The organism is Gordonia sp. p3-SID1431, from assembly GCF_025143765.1.
GTDB lineage: Bacteria > Actinomycetota > Actinomycetes > Mycobacteriales > Mycobacteriaceae > Gordonia > Gordonia hongkongensis.
This window is the reverse complement of record NZ_JAMBDT010000198.1, coordinates 1-626: the sequence shown is the minus strand read 5'-3', so window position 1 is coordinate 626 and position 626 is coordinate 1. Positions and strand designations below refer to the sequence as shown.

Below are 626 nucleotides of genomic sequence, written 5' to 3'. Positions count from 1 at the left end.
TCACCGGGGTCCACGCGTCGTCTCCGATCGCGGTGATGGCGCGGGTGATCGCGGTGTTGGTGCGCAGGACCAGCGAGAACGTCGCTGCGAGGCGTTGACAGGTACGCATCACCGCAGCGGTGCCATACGCCGAATCGCCACGGACGGTGATCTCCCCGCTCGCCCCACACCGGCGTGCGGTGGTCAGGGTTTCAGCGATCATTCTCGCTGCCCCGCTCCCGGAAGCGGTGCGCCCGGCGCGTAGCCAGGCGTTGGCGATCACCGGTTGATGCCCGGCTGCGGACAGGGTGGCGACCTGCGGGGACAACCCTTTGCGCAGGAGTTCACGCCCGGCGATTTTGGCGTGCCCGTAGGAGCCGCCTTCTTTCTGGTAGCCGTAGACCGGGCGTAGTAGCGAGTCAATGTCGACAAATACCCGGGACCCGTCGGTGGGCAGCAGACCCGCCGTGGCGCACATCGCCGGCAATGTGTGGGTCATCACCGCGTTGAGTGCTCGGGCGTGGCCGGGGGTGAACTCGCGCAGCGTTTGTCCGATCGTGGCTGGGGCGTACACGCGGTCGAACAGGCGGGTGTGCCCACCACTGCGGACCCTGCCGAGGTCGTCGATACTGTCAGCGCCGCAACAC

1 protein-coding gene is annotated in these 626 nt (G+C 67.7%); it reads right to left on the bottom strand.

Annotated elements, in window-relative coordinates; genetic code table 11:
* The coding region (locus tag M4D77_RS23770) for a transposase (RefSeq protein ID WP_259937733.1) at positions 1-626 on the bottom strand (626 nt) is incomplete at both ends.